Consider the following 22,677-nt stretch of genomic DNA (forward strand, 5'->3'; position numbering starts at 1 on the left):
TGAGTCCTCTGTCACTTGTCGCCCGCCGGGGCGAAACAAGTGCCTGCAATAAATCACGTTGACGCTGTGTTGGAGAAACGGCCCGAGCCGTTTCTTTCGATCAGCTTGCGGCCCACCCGCCAGGGCGCCCGCAGGCGCCGCGCTTGTGAATGTTTTTGCCGCTTGGCCCTTTGCTAGCAAGCGTCATCAGCTGTCAATATCGTAGCGGTTAGGGTCACCCATCAGGTGACCGCCACGCGTTTGGGACGGTTGTACAGCCGTTTCGCCAGCACGCCACCCATGGCAAGGGTGAGTTCCAGCGCAATCGGGCTGTGCCGGTTGGCCAGTTCCTTGAAACGCAAGGCTGTCAGACACCAGACCTTGCTGGCGTTGGACGCCTGCACCGTGGCGTTGCGCGGCAAACGCGAGAAAAATGCGCCTTCGCCAATCACGGTGCCGGGCGCCACCAGCGCCAGCCGGACCCGGCCCTTGTCGTCTTCGTAGTGAACACTCAGCGTGCCGCTTTCAATAAAGTACAGGGTCTGGTCGTTCGATCCCTGCTCAATCAGCACCTGGCCCGGCTGCATGGCAAAGGGCTGCATATAGCCGGCCAAAATCTCCCACTGCTGCTGCGTGAACTGGCAGCGCAGCACGTCACTGGCATGGCTGTGCGCAATCGCGGAGGCCAGGCCTTGAATATCAAAACGGAGGACGGCGGGTAGAGCTGCGTTCATGGTGGACGGAAGATACGCCTCCAAGCACGCAACCGGCAAGGGACGTTAACGCTCGCTTACAGCTGATACATCGGGGGGCGCGGCTGTAACGGTTCGGTCTTGTTGATATACGGTGCCGCATGGTCGGCCATGCTTGCCCAGGTTCAGGCCGGTTGCCGGCTTATTTGCCGATGCAGAATTTTGAAAATATTTCGCCAAGCAGGTCGTCCGACGTGAACGCGCCAGTGACGCCGCTCAGCGCATTCTGCGCCTGCCGCAAGTCTTCCGCGAGCAGGTCCAGCGCGGGCGCTGGCGCCAGCAACTGCCTGGCAGCCTGCACAAGCTGGCCATCCACCTGCTGCAATGCGCGCACATGGCGCTCGCGCGCCATGAACACGCCTTCGGGTGCGGCCTGCCAACCCACCAGTGCTAGCAGGCGCTGACGCAGTTGCGGCAAGCCGGTGCCGGTTTTAGCGGAGATCATCACGCCAGCGCGGGCCTCGGCCAACACCGCCGCAAGCGCAGTATCGGACTTGTTCCACACATCAATGACCGGCGTATTGGCGGGCAGCTTGTCGGCAAGGTCTGCCGCGATGGCGGCATCCGCCGCTTTATAGCGCTGCGCCATCTGCGGGTCCTCGGGCGTTTGCTGGCGTGTCAGGTCATGCAGAAAAAGCACCGCGTCGGCGCTTTCGATTTCTCGCCAGGCGCGTGCAATGCCTATCTTTTCAACCTCCCCGACTTCCGGCAGCCGGCTGTCGCGCAGGCCGGCGGTGTCCACCACATGCAGGGGCACGCCGTCGATCTGGATCAGCTGGGTCACCTTGTCGCGGGTGGTGCCAGCGATCGGCGTGACAATCGCCAGCTCGGCACCCGCCAGCGCATTGAGCAGCGAGCTTTTGCCGGCATTGGGTTGCCCGGCAATCACCACCTTGATGCCTTCGCGCAGGATCGCGCCCTGCTGCGCGCGCCGCATCACGCTGGCCAGCGTCTGCCGCAGTCCGCTGAGCTGGCCCTGGGCATCGGCCTGTTGCAGGAAATCAATGTCTTCTTCGGGGAAGTCCAGTGTGGCTTCGACCAGCATGCGCAGATGCACCAGCCGATCAAGGAGGACATACACCTCCTTCGAAAACTCTCCCGACAACGAGCGCGCTGCCGAGCGCGCAGCGGTTTCGGTGCTGGCATCGATCAGGTCGGCTATCGCCTCGGCCTGGGTCAGGTCAATCTTGTCGTTCAGGAAAGCCCGCTCGGTGAACTCTCCGGGCTGGGCCAGGCGCAGGCCGGCCAGCAGCGGTTGGCCAGTGGCTACAGCAATGGCTGCCGCCGCCTCCAGACAGCGCGCCAGCAGCAATTGCAGCACCACCGGCCCACCGTGGGCCTGCAGCTCCAGGACGTCTTCACCGGTGTAGGAGTGCGGCGCCGGGAAATAAATCGCCAGGCCCTGGTCGATTGGCTTGCCTTGTGCGTCGCAAAACGGCAGATAGGTCGCCTGCCTCGGGGCCAACGTGCGCCCGCAAACGGCAGCGATGAGCGGCGCGATATTTTTGCCCGACACCCGCACGATGCCGACCGCGCCGCGCCCGGGCGCGGTGGCAATGGCAGCGATGGGGTCATGGTGGCGCGCAAGCATGGATGCATTATCAGCAGACACTGCGGAACCGGCTTTGCCGGGCCGCAGGTGTCGCCCCCTGGGGGGCTGAGAGGCCGCGGCTCCAAACCTGCCCGCGCAGGTTTGGACGGACACGAAGAGCCATTGACTCTGGCAATGGCACCTCGCCAAAGGCGCTTCGGGGGGTTACTTAAATTTGGGCAGGTTGAACTGCGGCGGCACACCCATGCGGGTGTTGATCACCCACTGCTGCGCGATCGACAGGATGTTGTTGGTGATCCAGTACAGCACCAGGCCGGCCGGGAAGAAGAAGAACATCACACTGAAAATCAGCGGCATGTACCACATCAGTTTGGCCTGTAGCGGATCGGGCGGCGTCGGGTTCAGAGCCGTCTGCAGCATGGTGGTGGCGGCCATCACCAGCGGCAGGATGTAGTAAGGGTCGGGCGATGACAGGTCCTTGATCCACAAAATCCACGGTGCGTTGCGCATCTCGACCGAGCTGAGCAGCACCCAGTACAGCGCAATGAACACCGGAATCTGGATCATGATGGGGAAGCAGCCACCCATCGGGTTGACTTTTTCATCCTTGTACATCTTCATCATGGCCTGCTGCATTTCCTGCGGCTTGTCCTTGAGCCGCTCGCGCATTTCCATGATCTTGGGGTTGACCGCCTTCATTTTGGCCATGCTGGCATAAGCCTTGGCATTGAGCCAGTAAAACGCGGCCTTCAGCAGCAGCACCAGCGCCACGATGGACCAGCCCCAGTTCTGCAGAAAGCCATGCAACTTGTCGAGCAACCAGTACAGCGGTTTTGCCAGGATGGTCAGCCAGCCATAGTCCTTGACCAGCTCCAGCCCCGGCGCAATCGCTTCAAGCTGTTTTTCTTCCTGCGGACCGACAAACAGCGTCGCGGTGCTTGACTTGGTGGTGCCGGGCGCGATGGCTTCCAGCGGCGTGATCATGCCCACAGCATACAAGTTGGTGTCCACCTTGCGCAGGAAAATGTCGCGCTGCAGGCCGTCAGGCAGGATCCAGGCCGACGCAAAATAGTGCTGGACCATGGCCACATAACCATTGCTGGCGTGTTTCTCAACCTCGACCTTGTTCTTTTCTATGTCGCTGAATTCAACCTTCTGGTATTTCTTGGCCTCGGTATAAAGCGCCGGGCCGGTAAAGGTCGAATAAAACGCCGACTCGCCCGGCAGCTTGTTGCCGTCGCGCACCAACTGCATGTAAAGCTGCGGCGACACCGGGGCTGTGCCCGTGTTGACGATGTCGTGGCGCACCGCCATGTCATAGGCTCCGCGCTTGAGCGTGTAGGTTTTGATCAGCTTGACGCCGCCGACCTCGGCCGACTCGAACTTTACTTCCAGGCTGTCCTGGCCGTCCTTGAGCTGGCGCTCGCCAGGCAGCGCCGTCATCAGTGTTTTGTGGGTAGGGAAGCTGCCGCCGCCGGCACCTGCAATCAGGCCGGACTGGGCCACATAAACGCGCGCCGCGCTTTCATCGAGCAGCACAAAACCATCGGTCTTGCCATCCACATCCTTCAGGCGCGGGAAGGCCGAACCAATCAGCGAGCCGCCCTCGGTGTCAAAGGTCAGCGACAGCACATCCGTGCTCACGACCAGGCGTTGCTTGGTGGCCGACGGTGTGCTGGCGGGCACGGCGCCCGGCGCGACCACCACTGCGCCAGGAAGCAACACCGGCGTCGGCACGGCGCTGCTGGTGGGCGCGCCCGTGGGAACGCTTGCCGTGGGGGTGGGCGAGCTGGCCGGCGCAGGACTACTGGCCACAGGCGCAGGCGACGGAAAAAACGTCGCCTTGTTGCCATTGAAAATCTGCCATTGGTCCCACAACAAGACCATGGAAAAACCAAAAATCACCCACAAAATGGTGCGGCGTATGTCGTTCATGACGGCTTCTTTTTAGAGGAAATCGAAGTCACGGGCGTGACCAGACGGGTGAAAAGGGAAAATCGGCCAGTGGACGATTGCGGCGACGACGACGGCACCGGATCGTAGCCGCCGTTGCACCAGGGGTGGCAACGCACCAGGCGATAAAGCGTCAGGTAGCTGCCTTTGACGGCGCCATGCTGCTGCAGCGCCTGCAAGGAATAGGCAGAACAGGTCGGCTCAAAACGGCAGGACGAGCCCAGCCAGGGACTCAACAACAAGCGGTAGCCCTTGACCAGGGTCACCAGAAACTTCTGCGGCAACCGACTGAGGGCAGAGGCCGCGCGGCGCAACATCGTCAGGGTGCTCATGCGACAGGGGCCCCGGCCCGCATCAAGGCCAACACTTCGCTGCGGACGACCTGCGCGAATGCTTCAGAGCTGGCGCTGACGAATTCCTTGCGGGAAAAATCACGACGCAAGCGCACCACCCAGGCAGCCTGGGGGTAATGGGGCAAAAAATCAGCGCTCACGGTGTAGATCTGTCTTTTGATGGCGTTGCGCGTCACAGCTCGTTTGGCCCAGCGTTTAGGCACCATCGCCCCGACCCAGGTGTCCTGCACCGGAAAAAGGTCCGGCGTGGCGTGGGTTTTGGCGGGCACGGTTTGCGCGTTCATGGCATCCAGCGCATTGCGGTGCAATGCGAAATGCGTTGTTCTTGCCACGATGGCGCCGGCAAGGACGGCCTGAAACTGGGGACGGGTTTGAAGCCGCTGCACTGGCGCCTGGCGTCCGCGCGAAAGCAACCGGCAACCGGAAGCAGGCTTATACAGCCAGGCGCTTGCGGCCTTTGGCGCGACGGGCAGCAATCACTGCGCGGCCGCCGCGGGTTTTCATGCGTGTCAAAAAGCCGTGCGTGCGTGCGCGTTTGACTTTGGAGGGTTGGTATGTGCGTTTCATAATGGGTCCTACGGGCTACAAAGCTCCCTGTGCAAAATCCGCAATGCGTGGTTCGGCGGCTAAAAATAAGCGCCCGCACAACTTGCAAACCCGCGACGAGTCAGGGAAACCTATGATTATCGCAGATTTCGCAAGTGTGGTAAACAAGTTAGGCCCTGTATTGGCGGTAAAGCCTGAGATGGCAGGCCCCGGCCGGGGTGCTGCACTAGGTTAAAACCCGGACGAATATTTTTGTGGATAACTAGGCGGCGCGGCTACAATAACGGGTGCCAAAAATTAATAATATCCACAAGCACAAGCACAAGCCTGCCGGCAGCTGTGACTGTCCAGCCAAAACCCCGTATGCGTGAGGCCTCTGTTCTCAGTTCCAGCCAGGACCTGTGGCAAAGCTGCGTCGACCACCTCGCCCAGGAGCTGCCCGAGCAGCAGTTCAACACCTGGATTCGTCCGCTGGTTGCAGAGGTCGCCGCCGACCTGTCCAAAGTCACCATCCAGGTTGCCAACCGTTTCAAGCTGGACTGGATTCGGGCTCAGTACGCAGGCCGCATTTCTGCCCTGCTGGAAAAAATCTCCGGCCACGGCGTTCACCTTGAGTTAGCGCTCGCTCAGCGTGAAGCCCCCGTCCGTTCTGCACCTTTGACCCGCAGCTTTGAGGGTAACGGCGTGGCTGAGCCGGCTGCACTGGGTGTGCCCGACGACGTGGCTGGCGCCCCTTTCAAAAACCGGCTGAACACCGCGCTGACTTTTGACACCCTGATTGAGGGCACGGCCAACCGCATGGGCCGAGCTGCGGCCATGCATGTGTCCAGCAGCCTGGGGCAGTTGTACAACCCGCTTTTTATCTATGGCGGCGTCGGGCTGGGCAAAACCCATTTGATGCACGCCATCGGCAACAAGCTGCTGGCCGACAACCCGGCCTGCAAAGTTCTCTACATCCATGCCGAGCAATTTGTCTCGGATGTGGTTAAAGCCTATCAGCGCAAGACTTTTGACGAGTTCAAGGAGCGCTACCATTCGCTGGATTTGCTGCTGATTGACGATGTGCAGTTCCTGGCCAACAAAGACCGCACGCAGGAAGAGTTCTTTAACGCCTTTGAGGCCTTGCTAACCAAAAAATCACACATTGTGATGACCAGCGACACCTATCCCAAAGGCCTGACCGACATCCACGAGCGTCTGGTCTCGCGTTTTGATTCCGGCCTGACGGTGGCCATCGAGCCGCCCGAGCTGGAGATGCGCGTGGCCATTTTGATCCGCAAGGCCGAGGCCGAAAGCGCCGTCATGCCCGAGGAGGTGGCATTTTTTGTTGCCAAAAACGTACGCTCCAATGTGCGTGAGCTCGAAGGTGCGCTGCGCAAAATCCTGGCTTACTCACGCTTCAACCTGAAAGAAATCTCCATTCAGCTGGCACGTGAGGCGCTGCGCGACCTGCTGTCCATCCAGAACCGCCAGATCTCGGTTGAAAACATCCAGAAGACCGTTGCCGACTATTACAAGATCAAGGTCGCCGACATGTATTCAAAGAAGCGGCCGGCCAGCATTGCCCGGCCGCGCCAGATTGCCATGTACCTGGCCAAGGAGCTGACCCAGAAGAGCCTGCCCGAGATCGGTGAGCTGTTTGGCGGCCGTGACCACACCACCGTGCTTCACGCGGTGCGCAAGATGTCTGCCGAGCGCCAGCAAATGACCGAGCTCAACCAGCAATTACATGTGCTGGAACAAACCCTGAAAGGCTGAAGTGACTACTTTTTCAGTCTCTTTTCCCCAGTTGCAAGCCAGTCTGACAACTATGGGGACAAGTTTTGAACAACCCATCACTTATCCACAGGGCAGGTGGATTTCTGAAAGTTGTTCATATTTGGCAGCAGGGTTGGGGGGATGTCTGACCACAAGGTTAAACAAGCGCCAAGTAGTTGATCAAAAAGAAGAAAATAGGGCTGTCCACAGAAACGTGCTGCCCTTATCTACTACTACTAATTTGAATTAAAGAAATAAGAGGTTAAGACAGTGATTGTTCTCAAAGCCACTCAGGATAAAGTTTTATCGGTTCTGCAATCGGTTGCCGGCATTGTGGAGCGCAGGCACACGCTGCCTATCCTGGCCAACGTGCTGATTCGCAAAACAGGCGCGCAGTTGCAGCTGACCACCAGCGACCTTGAAATCCAGATCCGCACCACCGCCGAGCTGGATGGCGACACTGGCAACTTCACCACCACTGTGGGAGCGCGCAAGCTCATCGACATCCTGCGCTCCATGCCCAGCGACCAGACGGTTTCACTGGAGTCGGCGCAGAGCAAGCTGATCCTCAAGGGTGGCAAAAGCCGCTTCACGCTGCAAACCCTGCCGGCCGAAGACTTTCCCCTGGTGCAGGAAGCCGCCAACTTTGGCCCCAGCTTCTCGGTGCCGCAAAAAGTGCTCAAAGAGCTGCTGAACCAGGTCTCGTTTGCGATGGCGGTGCACGACATTCGCTATTACCTCAACGGCATTTTGTTTGTGGCGGAGGGCAAACAGCTGAGCCTGGTGGCCACCGACGGTCACCGCCTGGCGTTTTCGTCGGCCACGCTGGATGTTGAAGTACCGCGCCAGGAAGTGATCCTACCGCGCAAGACAGTGCTGGAGATGCAGCGACTGCTCAGCGACAAAGAAGGCGCGATCGAGATGCAGTTTGCCAGCAACCAGGCCAAGTTCAGCTTCGAAGGCATGGAGTTTGTGACCAAGCTGGTCGAGGGTAAATTCCCCGACTACAACCGCGTGATCCCCAAAAACCACAAAAACATCATTACCCTGGGCCGCGTACCGCTGCTGGCATCGTTGCAGCGCACCGCCATTTTGACCAGTGAGAAGTTCAAGGGTGTGCGCCTGAACATCGAGCCCGGCATCCTGCGTGTGGCGTCCAACAATGCCGAGCAGGAAGAAGCGGTGGACGAGCTTGACATCGACTACGCGGGTGATGCGATTGAAATCGGTTTCAACGTAACCTACCTGATCGATGCCTTGATGAATATGCAGCAGGACATGGTGAAGATCGAGTTGGCCGACTCCAACAGTTCGGCGCTGCTGACCATTCCCGACGATGCGGCCTTTAAATACGTCGTGATGCCGATGCGGATTTAAGCGTATCTACAGTACAAAAAAACACACTGCCACCTCACCGAACCCGCTTTCCAAAGCGGGTTCGGTCATTGAAGAGATTGAGAAAACGTAGTTATGACGCAAGAAAATAAAGCCAGCGAAGCCACTCCTGTTGAACCAAGCGCTGTAGGCGAAGGTGTTCATTCGGGTGAAGGTGCTGAGGGAAGCTCCAATTTCCAGCCCAAGATCGACTCTAACCAGGCAGGCGCGTCTGAGGGTTATGGGGAGGGTTCGATCCAGATCCTGGAAGGCCTGGAGGCGGTGCGCAAGCGCCCTGGCATGTACATCGGCGACACATCTGACGGTACCGGCTTGCACCACCTGGTGTTTGAGGTGGTCGACAACTCGATTGATGAATCGCTGGCCGGCCATTGCGACGACATCATGGTCACCATCCACCTGGACAACTCCATCAGCGTGGTGGACAACGGCCGGGGCATCCCGACCGGCATCAAGATGGACGACAAACATGAGCCCAAACGCTCTGCGGCCGAGATTGCGCTGACCGAGCTACATGCGGGCGGCAAGTTCAACCAGAACAGCTACAAGGTATCAGGCGGCCTGCACGGCGTGGGTGTGAGCTGCGTGAATGCGCTGTCCAAAATGCTGCGCCTGACTATCCGGCGTGAAGGCAAGGTCCACGTGATGGAGTTTTCCAAAGGGTTTGTGCAAAACCGCATTGTTGAACAGGTGGGCGGCGTGGATGTGTCACCCATGCAGGTGCTGGGTGATACCGACAAACGCGGCACCGAGGTGCACTTTCTGCCCGACACCGACATCTTTCAGCAGAACAACGACTTCCATTACGAAATTTTGAGCAAGCGCCTGCGCGAGCTGAGCTTTTTGAACAACGGCGTGAAGATCCGCCTGAAAGACGAACGCAGCGGCAAGGAAGACGACTTTGCCGGCGCCGGTGGCGTGACGGGTTTTGTCAACTTCATCAACAAGGGCAAGACGGTTTTGCACCCGAATGTGTTCCACGCCATGGGCGACCGCCAGAGCGACCAGAACACCAACATTGGTGTGGAAGTTGCCATGCAGTGGAACAGCGGCTACAACGAGCAGGTGCTGTGTTTCACCAACAACATTCCGCAGCGCGACGGTGGCACGCACCTGACCGGCCTGCGCGCCGCGATGACACGGGTCATCAACAAATACATCGACGACAGTGAAATCGCCAAGAAAGCCAAGGTTGAGGTCACCGGCGATGACATGCGTGAAGGCCTGACCTGCGTGCTGTCAGTCAAGGTGCCAGAGCCCAAGTTCTCCAGCCAGACCAAGGACAAACTGGTCAGCAGCGAGGTGCGTGGCCCGGTGGAAGACATCGTCAGCAAACTGCTGACCGACTACCTGCAGGAGCGGCCCAACGACGCCAAGATCATCGTCGGCAAGATCATTGAAGCCGCGCGTGCGCGTGAGGCGGCCCGCAAGGCGCGCGACATGACGCGCCGCAAAGGTGTGCTGGACGGCATGGGCCTGCCCGGCAAGCTGGCCGACTGCCAGGAGAAGGACCCGGCGCTGTGCGAGATATACATCGTCGAGGGCGACTCTGCCGGTGGTTCTGCCAAGCAGGGCCGGGACCGCAAGTTTCAGGCGATTCTGCCGCTGCGCGGCAAAATTCTGAACGTCGAAAAAGCGCGTTATGAAAAGTTATTGACCAGCAACGAAATTTTGACCTTGATCACCGCCCTGGGCACCGGCATCGGCAAGGCGGGTGGCACCACCGGCAATGACGACTTCAACGTCGCCAAGCTGCGTTACCACCGCATCATCATCATGACCGACGCCGACGTGGACGGCGCGCACATCCGCACCCTGCTGCTGACCTTCTTTTACCGCCAGATGCCTGAGCTGGTGGAGCGCGGCCACATCTACATTGCGCAGCCACCGCTGTACAAGGTCAAGTCGGGCAAGGAAGAGCAGTACCTCAAAGACGGCCCGGCCCTCGACAGCTTCCTGCTGAAGATTGCGCTGAAAGATGCATCTGTGCAAACCGGCGCCGATCCATCAACAGGTAAAGGCACACTGCTGACCGGCGACACCCTGGCCGAACTGGCGCGCAAACACCAGCTGGCAGAGTCCGTCATCAACCGCCTGCGCGGCTACATGGACGCTGAGGCACTGAAGGCGATTGCCGACGGCGTGGCCCTGAACCTGGACACGGTGGAAGACGCCGAACGTTCAGCCGCCGCGCTGCAGGCCCATTTGTCGACGGCCGAAGTGGCGGGCGAGTTTGACGCCCGCAACGACAAACCGATTTTGCGCATCAGCCGCCGCCACCACGGCAACGTGAAAAGCAGCGTGCTCACGCAAGACTTTGTGCACGGCGCCGACTACGCGGCCCTGGCCGAAGCGGCCGCCACCTTCAAGGGCCTGATGAGCGAAGGCTCACGCGTGATGCGCGGCGAAGGCGAGCGCCAGAAAGAAGACAAGGTCGAGACCTTCCGCCAGGCCATGGCCTGGCTGATCACCCAGGCCGAAGGCGCCACCGCCCGCCAGCGCTACAAAGGCCTGGGCGAGATGAACCCGGCCCAGCTATGGGAAACCACCATGGACCCGACCGTGCGCCGCCTGCTGCGCGTACAGATCGACGACGCGATTGAAGCCGATCACGTCTTCACGATGCTGATGGGTGATGAGGTGGAGCCGAGGCGCGAGTTTATTGAGACGAATGCGCTGCGGGCTGCGAATATTGATGTGTAAGGAGTTGCCATGCAACGCACTGTGAAGCGCACCCTGTTGCATGCAACCCAGGAGCCCGCAGACTTGGCCTGGTGGCTCGCTCAACCCGTTCAGGCGCGAATCGATGTATTGGAGGCCTTGCGTCTTCAGCACAACTCAGGACTCACTTCTATTGACTTCCGGATTCAAAGAGTTTGTCGCATTTCTCAACTCAAACAAGGTTGAATATCTGGTGGTGTGCGGTTATGCGTTGGCTGCCTATGGCCACCCCCGGTACACGGGCGATCTGGACTTCTGGATCGGGACGGACTCAGGCAATGCAGACAGGGTACTGGTGGCACTGGGCCAGTTTGGCTTCGGAAGCCTTGGCATCGGCAAAGCAGACCTGACCACAACCAACAACGTCATTCAGATGGGCTACCCACCGGCCCGCATTGACTTGTTGACCAGCATTGACGGTGTTGACTTCGTGGATTGTTACCAGCGCCGCTTGACGGTTGTAGTTGATGGCGTTGAGCTTGGTTTCATTTCGCTGGACGACTTCAAGATCAACAAGAGAGCTGTGGGTCGTTACAAGGATCTGGCGGACCTGGAAGCGCTTGAAGGCCTGAAGAAGCAGTCGTAGCGAGAAACCAGGATGTAGCGGGCTGATTGGCGCGCACGTCGAGGCAACCAAAAAAGACCATGAAATTCGAATACTTGATATTCGAATTTCATGGTAATTTGCAGTTTCGTGCTAGTATTTGCCGATGCTAGGCCGTACAACCCTCGAGCTTTCCATTCGCACAGCGTTAGGCCGTTCTCGCGGCGTTGTACTCAGCGGACCGCGGCAATCCGGCAAAAGCACACTGGCCCAGAAGTTTCTGGGCCGGCAGTCGCCCAATTACTTCGATCTGGAATATCCGCCGCATGCCCGGCTGCTTGAGCAACCCGCACAGGTACTCGAAGCATTGAGGGGCCTGGTTGTGATCGATGAGGTTCAGCTCAGTCCCGGGTTGTTTCCGCTGTTGCGGGTGCTCATGGATCGCACCGATACGCCCGGCCAGTATTTGCTTCTAGGCAGTGCCTCGCCCGCCTTTCTGCGGCAAGCCGGCGAGTCGTTGCTGGGGCGGGTGGAAACCGTGAATATTGGCGGCTTTGACCTTCAGGAGATCAGCGCTCACGAGGGCGCCTATAGCGAAGAAGCCGCAGGCCGTTTATGGCTGCGCGGAGGTTTTCCCCGAGCGTATCTTGCGGCAAATGATGAAGACAGCATGGTTTGGCGTGCTCATGCGGTGTCCGATCATGTGCGGGTAGACATGCCCCAGTTCGGGATCAATATTGCGGCGCCCGCCATGTTGCGCTTCTGGACGATGCTGGCGCATTACCACGGGCAGATCTGGTCAGCCGCCCCGTCGGCACAGTCGATGGGTGTTTCTGAGCCCACGATCCGCCGGTATCTGGACACTCTGACGCAGACCTTGATGGTCCGTCAGCTACAACCCTGGCACGAGAACCTGGGCAAGCGCCAGGTCAAGGCGCCGAAAATCTACTTTCGCGACACAGGCCTGCTTCACGCGCTGATGGGTGTGAAGACCCTCCCGGACCTGTTGGCGCATCCCCAAAGCGGGGCCAGCTGGGAAGGTTTTGCGCTGGAGCAGGTACTGCGCATTGCGCAACCGGATCAGGCCTATTTCTGGGCCACCCATCAGGGCGCCGAACTTGACCTGCTGATGTTCAAAGGCCATCAGCGCGTGGGTGTTGAATTCAAACGTGCCGATGCACCGCGAGTGACCCCCAGCATGCGCATTGCCATGAATGACCTGAAGCTGGACGCGTTGTATGTGGTGTACCCGGGGCTGCATCGGTACAAGCTGGCGGACGGCATGGAGGCCGTGCCTCTTTGGGCTGTGCTGGAGCACGATTTGCCCGCCTAATCGGGCTTGTGGATTTCTCAATTGACACTATGACGTAAAAATAACATATAAAATCGGTAAGAATAATGTTATCAAGGCACCAGAAATGCAAAACCTGACCCAGTCTCAATTTCTAGCCGCGTTTGAGCACGGCGCGGTTCAGTCGGTAGAAATTGAACCGCAGGGCGCTCAATTTGCGGTGAAGGTCATCACGCGCAATGGCGATGCCATGCTGGTTCAGGCGCGAAAAACAGAACTTCGGCTTTTTGGCACGGTGGACAGCGCGATGAAAGTGCTGCACAAGGTCGGCGTGCGGCGCATTGTGCTGGACCGGCTGGAGCGCTGGCACCCTGAGCAGGCGGCGCCAGGGCGCCGTACCCGGCCCGACCGGGCGGCTGCGTTGACCCGCGCCGCAGAATACGACCGCTGGGTACGCGCCAAGGTCCAGACCAGTCGCGACGATCCGCGACCGCCGGTCACCGATGAGGAATGGCAGCGTATCAGGGCTGCGAAGCTGGTTGAACGCAAGGCCGCGCAGGCCACATGAGTTGCACGTTCTGGCGCATCGTGCGTCGGCCTGAATACCTCGAAGACCTGGATGCCATTGAAGCCTGGATTGCCCGGGACAATGCCAGTGCGGCGGTCGATATGTGGATATGGATAGACGATCAAGTGGAAGGTTTGGTCGACGCCAATTTTCCGCGTCGGCCAAGCACGCGGGTCGCGGGGGCACATGAGCTGGTAGCCCACCAAAACTACATCGTTTACTTCGACCAGGACGAAAGCAGTTGCACCGTGATCGTCCGGGCTGTCGTGCATGTGGCCAGACAGTTTCCGTAAGCTTGGCCATTGCCGGGTGAAGCGCGAGCGCTGTGGCGTGCGGTCACGCCAGAGTTACCGCATGAAGGCCATGCTGCCAGGCGACCTGGCATGACCTTGGTCGCCGTCATCGACTTTGAAACCACCGGCCTGTCGCCCGCCATGGGCGACCGCGCTACTGAGGTGGCCATCGTGCTGGTTGAAAATGGCTGCGTGGTCGACCGCTTCCAGAGCCTGATGAACGCGGGCGTGCACATTCCCGCCTTCATCACCAGCCTCACCGGCATCAGCAACGCGATGGTGGCCACCGCGCCCGATGCCGCCACGGTCATGCTGGCTGCCAGCCGCTTTGTGGGCAACACGCCCATGGTGGCGCACAACGCTTCGTTTGACCGCAGGTTCTGGCAGGCCGAGCTGGCGCGTGCCGGCGCAGCAGCGGCGCAGCCCTTTGCCTGCACCATGCTTGTTTCCAGAAGGCTATACCCCCAGGCATCCAGCCACAAGCTGGGCGTGCTGGTGGACTAGCACCACCTGTCCTGCGCTGGCCGTGCCCACCTGGCGCTGGCGCTGGCGGATGCGGAAATGGCGGCGGCGTTGCTAGGGCAAATCCAGCATGACCTGCGTACCCGGCACCGCGTGGGCAAGCCCGACCACGCCTTGTTGATGAACCTGCAGCGCTGCGCGAAACCCGCTATTCCTGCATTGATGGCGAAGTACGCCAGTGTGTGAGGGGTCTATGCGCAGCGGAAAGAAAGCCCAAGTCGATGGAACTATCGAGGCCGATCCCGTGTTCACGGTGCTGGTGGGTGATGAGGTGGAGCCGCGGCGCGAGTTTATTGAGACGAATGCTGCGGGCTGCGAATATCGACGTTTGATACCGAGATGACGTGCGGGGGCTCTTGTTTAATTCAATGCGCTTTAGACAAGAACCAACCGGTATTTTCCAAGCGTTCCCAGGCAGTACTAATGTGTTCTGCTTTCATCAAACGCTTTTTGCGCGGGTTCCATTTTCCGATTGCTTGCAACGCTTCACCAGGCGAAGCAATACCTGGTTCGTTCACCGCAACCCAATGAACCGTTGCCAACAGTTCCATGCCGTAAGGTGATTGAAAACCATCAATCAATGTTTGTAAACGAGATATACGGGCGTTGATTGCTGCATCTCCACTGGCTGCAAGAAACGCATCAGCCTCTAGCAATGCATCGGGTGCGGGCTCAATTTCTGAATCGACCGAGCCATCGCCCATGCCGACAATGAAGTGGCCTTCCATGCGATTCAGTGCATGGCGCAGTTGCTCAGAGTATGGACCGTACAGATGCTTTTCAAACTGCAAACCCAGGTCTTGGCCTGCGGCTTGCAAGAAGTAGCCCAGCTTCTGCACCTCAATCTTGGTCAAGCCGTAATTCAAGTCGCGGTAGGTATCAATGGACTTGAGGATTGCGGCTCGGCCAAGCGTCATTTTGGGACGAACGGTACGCACCATCATGTTCTTGGCGGCGGGCGCATCTCCTGGCTCAAACAGACGCACATCCACGTCGGGCAAGGTTGTAAAAGCAGCCTCGATTAAAGGCTTCACATCTTGCCAATCCAAACCCCCATTGCCGCAACCCAAAGGCGGAATGGCGATTGAGCGGATATCAAGCGCGCGCACTTGTGCAACCAAATCTTGCAAGCCGTCCTGGATAAATGAAAGCTTGGAGTTACCACGCCAATGGTCTTTGGTCGGGAAGTTGATGATGAAGTGGGGTTGCGCGTAGGCGCCCGCGTCAAACACCATCATCTTGCCGGGGCGCACCTCGCCAGCTTTGCAAGCAGCGTAGTAGGCAGTGAAATTGTCAGGCCACTTGTTCTTGAACTGCAGGGCAATGCCCTTGCCCATGACGCCGACGCAGTTCACCGTGTTGACTATGGCGTCAACATCGTCCTGTTTCAACAAATCGCCGTGGGTAAGGTGTATGGTCATGGTCACTGGCCCAGAAAGTACCAGTCGGTTTTCACTTCAGCCTGCAATGGTACTCCTGCCGCGTCAAGAATGGACTGAACCTGGGATGCCATGGCTTGCGTGCACACACCAATACGAATGAATTGCGGCAATGGCACGCGGTCATGCACTAGAAACTCCGCCATGCGCCGCTCCATGCGATCCACGTAACGTTCTTCCTGATGGCGATTTTGAAAGTACTTGCAAAACCCGTCCAGGCGGGGAGTCTCTGTTAACAAGTCTCAGGCCACTACTTCCAGCTGCGCCAAATCTGTGTAGGCCTTGCTATATGCCAGCGTGGCATTGCGGTCATAGAACACAAAGGGCTCGCCGTGCGCCGTTACACGCTCCACGGTGGTTTCCAAGTGAACGACATCCTCCTGCGCCAAAGTGCAGCCCGCCACTTTGCCAGCGTGAATGGCCGAAAGCATGGGGGAGCGCGGAGCAAAGTAGAACGGCACAAAGTCATGCACGGCGCCGCCCGGTGGGTTGGGCAGGGGTTTTGTCGCCCGCACGTTCTGCGCCCCACCGTGGGCGATATTCTGATACCCCACACCGACCGCCGCACTGCGGTTTTTGGACAGCAACGCCCGGGCCTGACAAATGGCAGCCAAGTTGGCAATGGCCGTGATGTGGAACAAGCGGACGGGGTTGGGAACTGGCATAACACCTTAGCTAGCAATGGACTCTACCAGTGCCTCGGCCAGATTGGCTTGGGTGGATTGGCTGGCGGTCAGGCGCTGGCGCAGGTCGGCGCATAGGCGGCGCAGGGAGGCTACGCGGGTCACGATGCGGGTTAATTCGTTCAGTGGCGGCACCGGGATGAGTAACGAACTAAGAATTTCGAGGTTGATGTTTTTCTGAGCAGTAGCAGGAGCGAATGCAAGCAAGTCAGCTCTCGCGGTTTCCACGAACAGCAAAAAATACTCGACATTGCCCATAGCAGTCGCAGGCACAAATCCTACGACGCTGTCCGGGAAGCAACTGTCGAATCCGAGGACAGCAGACTCCGCAATATTGGCTGCGATCGTGATGCATAGCGTGCCCTTCGGCCACATTAGACTCTGCGCGAGACCAATGTCGCTGTAGTACGAGTGCACCTCCTGAACAATGCCCTTGGCGCGCGAAACCTCTCCCGTTTGAATGAGCGGGTATTTCGGTGGATTGAACAGGGAGGGATCGTTGCGTGGTCTGTGCTTGGACTTGCCTCGACCAAAGTCACCAAGCTCGGGGAATCGCGCCCAACTCCAACCCCGCGGCAACGCAAACGGCTGCTCATCCTCCGCAATCGGCGGCAGGGGTTTGTCGCGTTTGATCTTGCCCTCGGCGATCAACTTGTCTTTCTCAAGGCGGATTTTCTTGAGGAGTTCGCTGGCGGGTTGGTCTTGCGGGTCTTGGGGGACGAGCAGGCCGCGCACTGCGAGTTGGAGGATGGTTTGCTCCAAGGCGTCTACGGCTTCGGGGCGGTCTAGCAGCAGGTCGAAGTGGGTGGCGATGCGGTGCCAGTTGTCGGTCAGTTGCCCTGGCGTTTCGCTCTCCGTGAGGGCGCCCAGCAAGGTGCTGACGAGCTGGTCGTGCTGCGTGGCTTCGAGCTGGCCTTTGGCTTCGAGGGCGTCGCACAGGCGCATGAGTTCTTCGACGCGGGTGACGATGCGGGTTTGTTCTTTCGTTGGAGGGAGGGCAACAACGCCTTCAAAAAAATTTGCATCATTGATGGCTGGGTACGCAACGCCTACAGCCTTGCTCGACACAAAGTCAGTGAATATGGCGCTCCTCAAGTAGTGCAGCAGATACTTTGAATGCAGCCCGCCATGAGGATGCATGATCGCAAAGGCAGTGCTTGCGATGGCCTTGGGTTCGTAGTCCTTTTCGACGACCGCAATATTCTTAAGGTACGGGCGGACGGTTGAATACAAAACGGTGCCGACGGCTACATTCTTTCTAGCTCGTGATGGTGCATCGACGGCCTCGACTATCTCGGCTGCGTCTTTAACAAAGCCTCCTTCGTTGTCAATCGCGGCAACATCAATGTAGGTAAATCTCTCGGCTGGTGCGCCTTGTCCGAGGTTGTGGGTAACTTCCGGCAAACGCACCCACTCCCACCCGCGCGGCAACCCAAACGGCTTCTCCTCCGCCGCAATCTCCGCCAACGGCTTGTCGCGCTTGATCTTCCCGTGGGCAATCAGCCGGTCTTTCTCCGCCCGAATCTTCTTCAGCAGCTCACTCGCGGACTCATCCTTCGGGTCTTGCGGCACCAGCTTGCCTTGTACCGCCAGCGTCAAAATCAGCTCACGCAGGCGGGCCACGCCGCCGGGGGCGGTGGCCAATAAGTTCAAATTTGATAGCAACATGCGCAGGTTCTACGTGGGCCAGAGGCCAATTTGGCATATAAAAGTAGCGCAAAAACTCAATTTGCCACGCTGTGTGGCAAATTGAACTTGGCCTGGGGCAGGACCCCTGCCTGGTGTCCGCGCTGGAAGGTCGCTTGTTACGCCCGCACCTCGGCGAGCAGTTCCGGGTGGCGGTCCAGCACTTTGAGCAGTTTCACCAGCGCCAGCGGGGGCTTGGTTTTACCGGTCTCGTAACGCGAGAAGGCGTTGACGCCGCCGCCAAAGATTTCGGCAGCTTCGCGCTGGTCCAGGTCTAGCTTTTTTCGGATGTCGGTGATGAAACCTGGGGCGACAAAGGCGGCGTTGACCTGGCGTTGAAACACACCGATCCATTCGCTGTAGCGGTCGCCGTGCTCTCGGTCGAGAATGACCTCGCTGCACGCGGGGCAATGGTCGCCGGTGACTGCGGGAATGGTCGTGGTTTCGCCTTTGTAGGTGTAGGGCAGGTCACGGGTGTCGTGGATGAGTTCGGCGGCGCCGCATACGGGGCATTTCATGTCATAGCTCCTTGAAGGAAACGATCAGCACATCGTCAACAACGGTCAATTTCAAATACACCGCAGCACCTTGCAATGCGGTCTTGATTTTTTCATGATTATTAACCTACTTGGTTATTTTTTCAAATCACCCAAGGACTTCGCCAATATTCCCTTCAGCTCATCGCGCAGGACCTGGGCCTCGCCTTGCAGCCGCGCGTAGTCGGCCAGCAGTTGCTCGGGGTCGTGGCTCACCGCGTCCACCGCGTGGGGATTCTTCTGATCGAGGTTGTAGCCCGCAGCCTTGATCTGGTCGATGCTGACTTTCCAAGCACGTTCGTTTTCCACGCGCCCTGCAAAGCCGTCGGCCTCGGTGCCCCACCAGGCTTTCTCGGCGTCGAATTCTTCGATGCGGATGGGCTTGGTCTTGTTGTAGTTTTTTACGCCCGGCGGGTAGGGATGTTCGTAGTACCAAACGTCTTTGGTCGGCGTGCCCTTGGTGAAGAACAGCAGGTTGGTCTTGATGCCGGTGTAGGGCGCAAACACGCCGTTGGGTAGGCGGACTATGGTGTGCAGGTTGCACTCATTCAGCAGTTGCTCTTTGATGCGGGTTTTGACGCCTTCGCCAAACAGGGTGCCGTCGGGCAAGACCAGCGCGGCGCGGCCGTGGGCTTTGAGGATGTGTTTGATGAGGACCAGAAACAGGTCTGCCGTTTCCTTGGTGCGCACGTCGCTGGGGTAGCCCTGCTCAATGCCCGGTTCTTCCACGCCGCCAAAGGGCGGGTTGGTGAGCACCACGTCCACCCGCTCGGAAGGGGTGTAGTCACGCAGCGGGCGGGCCAGGGTGTTGCCGTGCACCACCTGGCTGGGCACCTCGATGCCGTGGAGCATGAGGTTGGTGACGCACAGCATGTGGGGCAATTGCTTTTTTTCCACACCGCCAATGCAGGCTTGCAGTACTGCCTCTTGCTCGGTGTTGTTGACTTGCTTGCGCATGTGCTCAATGGCGCAGACCAGAAAGCCGCCAGTGCCGGTGGCCGGGTCTAGCACCTTTTCGCCCAAGCGGGGATTGACCATGTCCACCATGAACTGGGTGACGGCGCGCGGGGTGTAAAACTCGCCCGCGTTGCCGGCGCTTTGCAGGTCTTTGAGAATTTTCTCGTACAGGTCGTTGAACTGGTGGCGCTCGGCTTGGCGGTTGAAGTCGATGGCGTTGAGCTTGTTGATGACCTGGCGCAGCAGGTGGCCGCTTTTCATGTAGTTGTAGGCGTCTTCAAACACGCCGCGCACCACAAAGCCGCGCGGGTTGCGCTGGGCATCGCCGCGCAGGTTCTTCAGCGCGGTGAACAGCTCGTTGTTGACAAAGGCCAGCAAGGTGTCGCCTGTGATGCCTTCCGCGTTGGCCGCCCAGTTGCGCCAGCGCAGGGCCTCGGGGATGGGGCTGGTGTAGCTGTCGCGGGTGAGCTCCATTTCTTCTTCCAGTGCGTCAAACACTTTGAGGAACAAGAGCCAGGTGAGTTGGGAGATGCGTTGGGCGTCGCCATCGACGCCGCTGTCTTGGCGCATCACGTCCTGAATGGATTTGATGACGCTGGAAAGGTTGGACATGCAGTTTGCTAGAGTTTTATGAACAGAATGGGGCGCTAGCCCATGTGGAATATGCGCAAGCAGCTATCAATTACGTAGCGCTTGTCGAGTACAACTCGCGTTCCAGGGTTTGCAGAGCATTCAGGTACTGGGGGCGACCGCCAAAGCTTTTGATGATCTCAAAGGGGCGGCCAATGTCGGTGAAGGGCTGCACGTTGAACACCGTGTCGGCTTCGATTGTGGCAATGCCTTCGTCGGCGTATTTGTCCAGCAGCGCGTCGATGACTTTGCGGGCCACGGGGCCGTATTGGGTGAAGACGTTGCGCTTCTTGACGCGGCTGGCGCGCTCGCGCCGCGTCAGCGGGGGCATGTTGTAGGCGACGTACAGCAGCAAGTCAAAGGGGTCGAGGTTTGTCAGGCCACTGTGGGCCAGTTCTTCGGCCAACGCTTCGATCAGCACACCCTGGCCCTCCAGCTCTTGCAGCAAAGCGGCCTTGCGGTCGGCGTCGTTCCAGGCTTGCAGAAACTTGTCGAGCGAGTCGTAATGTTTGGTGAGGTTGATGCGGGTGTAGTCGCGCAGGCTTTCGGTGATCAGCTGACCCTGCGCGTTGAGATATTGCACACGCTCCCGGGCCACGGCGACGGTGACCATGGCGCCGACGACGTACTTTTTGGGTTCGTCGCCGCCGGGGGCGAAGGGCCCCAATGGCGGCAGGTCGGCGGGCCTCGTTTCGCCCGGCGTACCAGGAGGCGCGTCTGGCGGCGCGATAGGTTGGCCGGCCTTGGGCTCGTAAATCTGTACCGGTTCGCCGTCAAAGTCCTTGTCGGCAAACAGTTCGGTGGCGCGCTTGAAGTCGAGGATGGTGAACCAGGTTTTGCCCAAATCCTCGCGCAAGCGGGTGCCACGGCCAATGATCTGCTTGAACAGCGTCATGGACTTGATGTTCTGGTCCAGCACGATGAGCTTGCAGGTTTGCGCGTCCACGCCGGTGCTCATCAGCTTGGAGGTGGTGGCGATGACTGGGTAGGGCTTTTCGGGGTCGATGAAGTTGTCCAGCTCACGCTTGCCTTCGGGGTTGTCACCAGTGATCTGCACCACGTATTTGGGGTTGCTGGCGCAGATGTCGGCATTGGCGTTGGACAGCGCCTGGCGCATGCGGGCGGCGTGGTCTATGTCTTCGCAAAACACGATGGTTTTCGCGTAGCGGTCGGTGGCTTTGAGGTATTCAGTAATTTTGGCCGCCACGGCCTCGTCGCGTTTCTCCAGCACCAGCTTGCGGTTCATGTCGGCGCCGGTGTAGATACGGTCCTCAATCAGGGTGCCGTGTTTGTCCGTCATGCCTGCCGTGGGGCGCCAGCCAAAGGCGTCTTTGTCCAAATCGACGCGAATGACTTTGTAGGGCGCCAAGTAGCCGTCTTCAATGCCTTGCTTGAGGCTGTACGTGTAGAGGGGTGCGCCAAAGTAATCACTGTTGGAAATGTCTTTGGTTTCCTTGGGTGTGGCGGTCAGACCGACCTGGGTGGCACTGGCAAAGTAGGTGAGGATTTCACGCCACGCCGAGTCTTCGTCGGCGCTGCCGCGGTGGCACTCGTCCACCACGATCAAATCGAAAAAGTCCGGGCTGAACTGCTTGTAGATGTTCTGCTCTTCCTCGGTGCCGCTTACGGCCTGGTAGAGCGAGAGGTATATCTCGTAGCTCTTGTCCACCAGTTTGGTGGTTTTGTTGACGGCCAGCTCGACGTCTTCGACCGTCCCCTTGCCTTGCTCGTCCACCCGCTCAATACCTTTGGCATTGGGGCTGAGTTTGGCCATGGCGCCCTTGAAGGGGCGAAAGTCATTGACCATGGTTTGGTCAATCAGGATGTTGCGGTCGGCCAGAAACAGGATGCGCTTTTGGCCGCTGGGTTTGTCAGAGCGCCAAGGCGACTTCCAGAGCCTGTGAATGATCTGGAACGCGGTGTACGTTTTGCCGGTACCCGTCGCCATGACCAGCAGCACGCGGTTTTGCCCAGTAGCGATGGCCTCTACCGTGCGGTTGATGGCATTGAGCTGGTAATAGCGAGGGGACTTGGCAGGCGCATAGTCAAACCCTGTCACGCGTTGCACTTCCGGCGTCCAGCCCTTCCAGGCGCAGTAGCGTGACCACAGCTCCTGGGGCGACGGAAACTGATCCAGCGTCAGGTTTTGCTCCAACACGCCCGAGGCCAGTGTGGCGTCGCGGAACACAAAACCGTCGCCATTGCTGGCAAAGCTGAAGGGCACGTCGAGAAGCTCTGCGTACTTGATGGCCTGCTGCATGCCCGCCTGTACCGAGAGGCGAGATTTTTTGGCTTCGATGACAGCCAGCGGAATGTTCGGCTTGAGAAAAACGACAAAGTCTGCAAACAACACCGTGGACTGGTCGCGCTTGGCGGTTTTCCCGCGCACCACGACGCGCCCGGCACGCAGAGGATATTGCGCATAGATCTGATCGAGCGTGTGCCATCCGGCGTTGACGATGGCCGGTCGAATGTACTTATCGCTGATGTCGCTTTCGGAAAGCGATTTTTTGTCCATG

General features: G+C 59.0%; 18 protein-coding genes and 2 pseudogenes. 8 read left to right on the forward strand and 12 right to left on the reverse strand.

Annotated elements, in window-relative coordinates; translation table 11 throughout:
- Positions 1-221: 221 nt before the first annotated feature.
- From Q8O29_RS03960 to rpmH, 6 genes are all read right to left on the reverse strand, one after another.
- Positions 222-713 (reverse strand): Crp/Fnr family transcriptional regulator, encoded by a 492-nt coding sequence (locus tag Q8O29_RS03960; protein ID WP_305560764.1) that lies wholly within the window; start codon positions 711-713, stop codon positions 222-224.
- A 160-nt stretch (positions 714-873) separates the two neighbouring features.
- On the reverse strand, positions 874-2,322 hold the full coding sequence (gene mnmE, locus Q8O29_RS03965; RefSeq protein ID WP_305560765.1) for a tRNA uridine-5-carboxymethylaminomethyl(34) synthesis GTPase MnmE: 1,449 nt from the start codon (positions 2,320-2,322) through the stop codon (positions 874-876).
- Positions 2,323-2,487: 165 nt separating this feature from the next.
- Entirely contained in the window at positions 2,488-4,218 is a 1,731-nt protein-coding gene (yidC, locus tag Q8O29_RS03970; protein ID WP_305560766.1) for a membrane protein insertase YidC, read from the reverse strand.
- Positions 4,215-4,568, reverse strand: a complete 354-nt coding sequence (yidD, locus tag Q8O29_RS03975; RefSeq protein WP_305560767.1) for a membrane protein insertion efficiency factor YidD — start codon at positions 4,566-4,568, stop codon at positions 4,215-4,217. The genes yidC and yidD overlap by 4 nt, the downstream gene beginning before the upstream one ends.
- Positions 4,565-4,975, reverse strand: a complete 411-nt coding sequence (locus Q8O29_RS03980) for a ribonuclease P protein component (protein ID WP_305560768.1) — start codon at positions 4,973-4,975, stop codon at positions 4,565-4,567. The genes yidD and Q8O29_RS03980 overlap by 4 nt, the downstream gene beginning before the upstream one ends.
- Positions 4,976-5,021: 46 nt before the next feature.
- The gene (gene rpmH / locus Q8O29_RS03985) at positions 5,022-5,156 is read right to left on the reverse strand and encodes a 50S ribosomal protein L34 (protein WP_007862708.1); all 135 of its coding nucleotides are present in this window, start codon (positions 5,154-5,156) and stop codon (positions 5,022-5,024) included.
- Positions 5,157-5,498: 342 nt separating this feature from the next.
- On the opposite strand from rpmH, the gene dnaA reads away from it, so the two are divergent.
- From dnaA to Q8O29_RS04025, 8 genes and pseudogenes are all read left to right on the forward strand, one after another.
- Positions 5,499-6,893: a chromosomal replication initiator protein DnaA gene (gene dnaA, locus Q8O29_RS03990; protein ID WP_305560769.1), complete on the forward strand. Its 1,395-nt coding sequence runs from the start codon at positions 5,499-5,501 to the stop codon at positions 6,891-6,893.
- A 270-nt stretch (positions 6,894-7,163) separates the two neighbouring features.
- Positions 7,164-8,270: a DNA polymerase III subunit beta gene (gene dnaN, locus Q8O29_RS03995; RefSeq protein WP_305560770.1), complete on the forward strand. Its 1,107-nt coding sequence runs from the start codon at positions 7,164-7,166 to the stop codon at positions 8,268-8,270.
- A 93-nt stretch (positions 8,271-8,363) separates the two neighbouring features.
- Positions 8,364-10,991, forward strand: a complete 2,628-nt coding sequence (gene gyrB / locus Q8O29_RS04000; protein WP_305560771.1) for a DNA topoisomerase (ATP-hydrolyzing) subunit B — start codon at positions 8,364-8,366, stop codon at positions 10,989-10,991.
- 151 nt (positions 10,992-11,142) lie between these two features.
- Positions 11,143-11,595 (forward strand): hypothetical protein, encoded by a 453-nt coding sequence (locus tag Q8O29_RS04005; RefSeq protein WP_305560772.1) that lies wholly within the window; start codon positions 11,143-11,145, stop codon positions 11,593-11,595.
- A 124-nt stretch (positions 11,596-11,719) separates the two neighbouring features.
- On the forward strand, positions 11,720-12,886 hold the full coding sequence (locus Q8O29_RS04010) for an ATP-binding protein (protein WP_305560773.1): 1,167 nt from the start codon (positions 11,720-11,722) through the stop codon (positions 12,884-12,886).
- An 85-nt stretch (positions 12,887-12,971) separates the two neighbouring features.
- Entirely contained in the window at positions 12,972-13,412 is a 441-nt protein-coding gene (locus Q8O29_RS04015; RefSeq protein ID WP_305560774.1) for a hypothetical protein, read from the forward strand.
- The gene (locus Q8O29_RS04020) at positions 13,409-13,705 is read left to right on the forward strand and encodes a type II toxin-antitoxin system RelE/ParE family toxin (protein ID WP_305560775.1); all 297 of its coding nucleotides are present in this window, start codon (positions 13,409-13,411) and stop codon (positions 13,703-13,705) included. The genes Q8O29_RS04015 and Q8O29_RS04020 overlap by 4 nt, the downstream gene beginning before the upstream one ends.
- Positions 13,706-13,795: 90 nt before the next feature.
- Positions 13,796-14,413: pseudogene (locus Q8O29_RS04025) on the forward strand (PolC-type DNA polymerase III).
- A gap of 179 nt (positions 14,414-14,592) precedes the next feature.
- On the opposite strand, the gene Q8O29_RS04030 reads toward Q8O29_RS04025, so the two are convergent.
- The 6 genes and pseudogenes from Q8O29_RS04030 to hsdR all read right to left on the reverse strand — a co-directional run bounded on the left by Q8O29_RS04030 (position 14,593) and on the right by hsdR (position 22,676).
- Positions 14,593-15,648 carry a macro domain-containing protein gene (locus tag Q8O29_RS04030; RefSeq protein WP_305560776.1) on the reverse strand — a complete coding sequence of 352 codons (1,056 nt, stop codon included), beginning with the start codon at positions 15,646-15,648 and terminating at the stop codon, positions 14,593-14,595.
- A gap of 2 nt (positions 15,649-15,650) precedes the next feature.
- A pseudogene (locus Q8O29_RS04035) lies at positions 15,651-16,331 on the reverse strand (DUF4433 domain-containing protein).
- Positions 16,332-16,337: 6 nt separating this feature from the next.
- The gene (locus Q8O29_RS04040; protein WP_305560777.1) at positions 16,338-18,017 is read right to left on the reverse strand and encodes a restriction endonuclease subunit S; all 1,680 of its coding nucleotides are present in this window, start codon (positions 18,015-18,017) and stop codon (positions 16,338-16,340) included.
- A gap of 137 nt (positions 18,018-18,154) precedes the next feature.
- Entirely contained in the window at positions 18,155-18,553 is a 399-nt protein-coding gene (locus Q8O29_RS04045; RefSeq protein ID WP_305560778.1) for a type II toxin-antitoxin system MqsA family antitoxin, read from the reverse strand.
- A 114-nt stretch (positions 18,554-18,667) separates the two neighbouring features.
- Positions 18,668-20,140 (reverse strand): class I SAM-dependent DNA methyltransferase, encoded by a 1,473-nt coding sequence (locus Q8O29_RS04050; RefSeq protein WP_305560779.1) that lies wholly within the window; start codon positions 20,138-20,140, stop codon positions 18,668-18,670.
- 70 nt (positions 20,141-20,210) lie between these two features.
- Positions 20,211-22,676: an EcoAI/FtnUII family type I restriction enzme subunit R gene (gene hsdR, locus Q8O29_RS04055; protein ID WP_305560780.1), complete on the reverse strand. Its 2,466-nt coding sequence runs from the start codon at positions 22,674-22,676 to the stop codon at positions 20,211-20,213.
- Between the last annotated feature and the right edge of the window lies 1 nt (position 22,677).

Source organism: Polaromonas sp. (assembly GCF_030689685.1).
Taxonomy (GTDB): Bacteria; Pseudomonadota; Gammaproteobacteria; order Burkholderiales; family Burkholderiaceae_C; genus Polaromonas.